This window comes from Nitratireductor sp. GCM10026969 (assembly GCF_042660605.1).
Lineage (GTDB): Bacteria > Pseudomonadota > Alphaproteobacteria > Rhizobiales > Rhizobiaceae > Chelativorans.
The window spans coordinates 1-3942 of sequence record NZ_JBHSUM010000239.1 but is presented as its reverse complement, the minus strand read 5'-3'; the positions used below and the strand labels follow the sequence as shown (position 1 = coordinate 3942).

General features: G+C 65.7%; 4 protein-coding genes. All 4 read left to right on the top strand.

What is annotated here, in order from left to right:
* Nucleotides 1-162 (top strand): hypothetical protein (locus ACFP9U_RS24150; protein WP_378625342.1); only part of this gene is annotated, 162 nt, incomplete at its 5' end.
* Nucleotides 163-438: 276 nt separating this feature from the next.
* Nucleotides 439-1389, top strand: coding sequence for a UDP-3-O-acyl-N-acetylglucosamine deacetylase (gene lpxC / locus ACFP9U_RS24145; protein ID WP_378625340.1), 951 nt, complete (start codon nt 439-441; stop codon nt 1387-1389).
* A 251-nt stretch (nt 1390-1640) separates the two neighbouring features.
* Nucleotides 1641-2510 carry an outer membrane protein assembly factor BamD gene (locus tag ACFP9U_RS24140; protein WP_378625339.1) on the top strand — a complete coding sequence of 290 codons (870 nt, stop codon included), beginning with the start codon at nt 1641-1643 and terminating at the stop codon, nt 2508-2510.
* Nucleotides 2511-2522: 12 nt separating this feature from the next.
* The coding region (locus ACFP9U_RS24135; protein WP_378625337.1) for a DNA repair protein RecN at nt 2523-3942 on the top strand (1420 nt) is incomplete at its 3' end.

Genomic DNA, 3942 nt, shown 5'->3' with positions numbered 1-3942 from the left:
CGCCAGGCGGAGCCACGGCGGCCCGCGGGCAGCGAGAGCCAGCTCTACGCGCCGCGTCGCGGTCAGCTCGACGAGCACGGGCGGGTCGCACAGCAGGGCCAGGCGCCGCAGGAGGACGATCAGCTGGAGATTCCCGCCTTCCTCAGAAGGCAGGCGAACTGAGGCGATAACGCAAATTAACAATTGGTAATGAACGGGCGCTGCGGCGCCCGTTCCACTGTTCGAAAAATATTTGTGAATTCAACTAATTATAATCGAAGTTGGAAACGATTATTACGTAACACAGGGTAAGAAAGCGTGATTTGGCGCCGGCAGTCGGCGACATTATCTTGCGCGACGAAGCAGAGTGGAGCACAGGGCGTTTTTGGGGCTAGTCCATGCTTCATGGAAGAAAAGGCCGTCCGCCTGAGATGACACGCGAACGGTGCGGGCGAGCTGATGGGGATCGAGTTGCTCGAATATCAAACGACTTTGAAATCGTCGCTGAGCCTGTCCGGGATCGGCGTTCATAGCGGAAAAGCAGTTTCCATCCACTTCAGCCCGGCGGACGCCGACACCGGTGTCGTCTTCCAGCGCGTCGATGCGGAAGCTTCCGGCCGGATGATCCGGGCGCTCGCCTCGGAAGTGGGCGAGACGGATCTGTGCACCGGCCTCGGCGACGTAAAGGGCGACCACGTGGCGACCGTCGAGCATCTGATGGCCGCGCTGTTGGGCATGGGGATCGACAACGTTTCCATCGAGATCGACGGCGCCGAGGTGCCGATCATGGACGGCAGCGCCGCCTCGTTCGTCGAGGCGTTCCGGCAGGCGGGGATCCGGACGCTCGACGAGAAGCGGCGTTATATCCGCGTCGTCAAACCGGTGCGAATCGATGCCGGCACTTCATGGGCGGAGTTCCGCCCCTACGACGGCACGCGTTTCGAGGTGGAGATCGATTTCGATACGCCGACGATCGGACGGCAGTCCTTCGCCGCCGACATGACGGCGGAGGTGTTCGCAAAGGAGGTGGCGCGGGCGCGCACCTTCGGCTTCATCAAGGATGTCGAGCGGCTTTGGGCGGCCGGCTTCGCGCTCGGTTCGTCGCTGGAGAACTCCGTCGTGATCGGCGAGGACCATCGCGTGATCAACATGGAGGGGCTGCGCTATCCGGACGAGTTCGTCCGCCACAAGATGCTCGACGCGGTCGGCGATCTGGCGCTTGCCGGCGCGCGCTTCATCGGCTGCTTCCACTCTTATCGCGGCGGGCACCGCCTGAACGCGGCGGCGTTGCGCCACCTTTTGACCGACCACTCCGCATTCGAGATTGTCGAGACCACGCGGCGCGAGCGCGGGCGCGGGGCCGAGATGATCGCCGTCAACGCGCCGGTCTACGCTCCCTGGGTGCTTTAGGGCCTGTAGTCCTTTCGGCTACTAGAGAGGGGCACACACGCCCAGACCGCGAACGTCCAACAGCCCCCGGCGATCTTTCGCGCCGGCGTGGCCGGGACGGGGACTGCCGGTTATCCCCGGATATCGCCGCTTTCCAGGCACCGGTGCCACAAAAATGCGCCATTGCGCGCCGATAGCGTTGCCGCGCGCGGCGATTATGCATTAAGACTGCGCGCACATTTTTGTCTCGAACGCCGGAGGGCGTACCGCGAATGTTTTCAGGATGTGCTGCCGAGGCTGATCACCGGCCACGCTTTGCTTCGCTGGCGGCTGCGGCCGTGGCCGTGCCGCTGCTTCTGACCGGCTGCAACGCCGAGAAGGATCTCGACCTGTCGTCCACCTATGTCGAGCAGACGGAGCCGGCCGACACCCTGTACAATCAAGGGCTCGCGAACCTGAATGCCGGGCGGATGAAAGAGGCGGTCGCCAAGTTCGAGGCGGTCGACCAGCAGCACCCCTATTCTGAGTTTGCGCGCAAGGCGCTCCTCATGCACACCTTCGCCAATTATCGCCAGGGCAACTACAGCGAGGCGATCGGCAGCGGCGAGCGCTATGTTTCGCTCTATCCGACCAGCGAGGACGCGGCTTACGCGCAGTATCTCGTGGGGCTCGCCAACTTCCGCCAGATCCGCGAGGTCACGCAGGACCAGCGCGAGTCGCGGCGCACCATCGAGGCCATGGAGCAGGTGGTCCAGCGCTGGCCCGATTCGGAATATGTGCCCGACGCGCAGGCCAAGATCCGCTACGCGCACGACCAGCTCGCCGGCAAGGAAATGCAGGTCGGCCGCTACTATCTGGAGCGGCGCGAATATATTGCCGCGATCAAGCGCTTCCGCGGCGTGGTCGAGAATTACTCCGATACCCGGCACGTCGAGGAGGCGCTCGCCCGGCTGACGGAAGCCTACTACGCCATGGGCATCGTCTCGGAAGCGCAGACGGCGGCGGCCGTTCTGGGCCACAACTTCCCCGAAAGCGACTGGTACAAGGACGCCTACGCGCTCCTGCAGTCCGGCGGACTGGAGCCGCGCGAGAACTCCGGATCGTGGCTTTCCCGGGCCGCTTCGGCGATTACGGGGAGCTGATCGCGCGAAACGATGCTGTCGCACCTTTCGATCCGCGATATCGTCCTGATCGAACGGCTCGACATCGATTTTTCAGCCGGTCTTTCGGTACTGACGGGCGAAACCGGCGCCGGCAAGTCGATCCTGCTTGATTCGCTTTCACTGGCGCTGGGCGCGAGGGGGGATGCCTCCCTCGTGCGCCACGGCGCGGCCCAGGGGCAGGTGACGGCGGTATTCGATCTTCCCGCGGCGCATCCGGCGCGGGAATTCTTGCGCGAGAACGCGATCGACGACGAGGGCGACGTCATCCTGCGCCGCATGCAGACCGCCGACGGACGCACCCGCGTGTTCATTAACGACCAGCCGGCCAGCGTGGCGCTCATGCGCCAGGTGGGGCGGGCGCTGGTGGAAATTCACGGACAGCACGATGAACGGGCGCTGGTCGACACGGCCGCGCACCGCGACCTGCTCGACGCCTTCGGCGGGCTCGGTGCCCGTGTCGAGGCGGTGCGGGAGGCCTGGCGCGTTTGGCGCGGCGCAGAGCAGGAACTGGCCCGCCATCGCGCCAAGGTGGAAGCGGCCGCCCGCGAGGCCGATTTCCTGCGTGCGTCGGTCGAGGAGCTGTCGAAGCTCGACCCCCAGCCCGGCGAGGAAACCACGCTTGCCGACGAGCGGGCGCGGATGATGCGGGCGGAGAAGACCGCGGCGGACATCGCGGATGCGCAGGAGGTGCTTTCCGGACAGGCTTCGCCCCTGCCGCAGCTTGCGAGCCTCTTGCGCCGGCTGCAGCGTAAGGCGCAGGAAGCGCCGGGGCTGCTCGAAGAGATCATCACCTCGCTGGACGAGGCGCTGATCTCGCTCGATGCCGCGCAGTCCTGCGTGGAGGAGGCGTTGCGCGCCACCGAGTTCGACCCGCAGAGGCTGGAAGAGACGGAGGAGCGACTCTTTGCGCTGCGCGCCGCCGCCCGCAAGCACAATGTGATGGTGGACGACCTGGCCGCCCTGCGCGATCGCATGGACAATGATCTGGCCGATCTCGACGCGGGCGAGGAAAGGCTCGGGCAACTCGAGAAGGAAGCGGTCTCACGCCGCGAGGCTTACGACGAGGCGGCACGGGTGCTTTCGGAAGGACGGCGCATGACGGCCGAGGCGCTGGCGGAAGCCGTGATGGCGGAACTGCCGGCCTTGAAGCTGGAGCGGGCGCGCTTCATCGTCAATATCGACAGCGAGCCAAACGACCGCATGGAGGACGGCATCGACCGGGTGGAGTTCTGGGTGCAGACGAACCCCGGCACGCGCGCGGGCCCGATCATGAAGATCGCCTCGGGCGGCGAGCTTTCGCGCTTCCTGCTGGCGCTCAAGGTGGCGCTCGCCGACCGCGGCTCGGCGCCGACGCTGGTCTTTGATGAGATCGACACCGGCGTGGGGGGTGCGGTTGCGGACGCGATCGGCC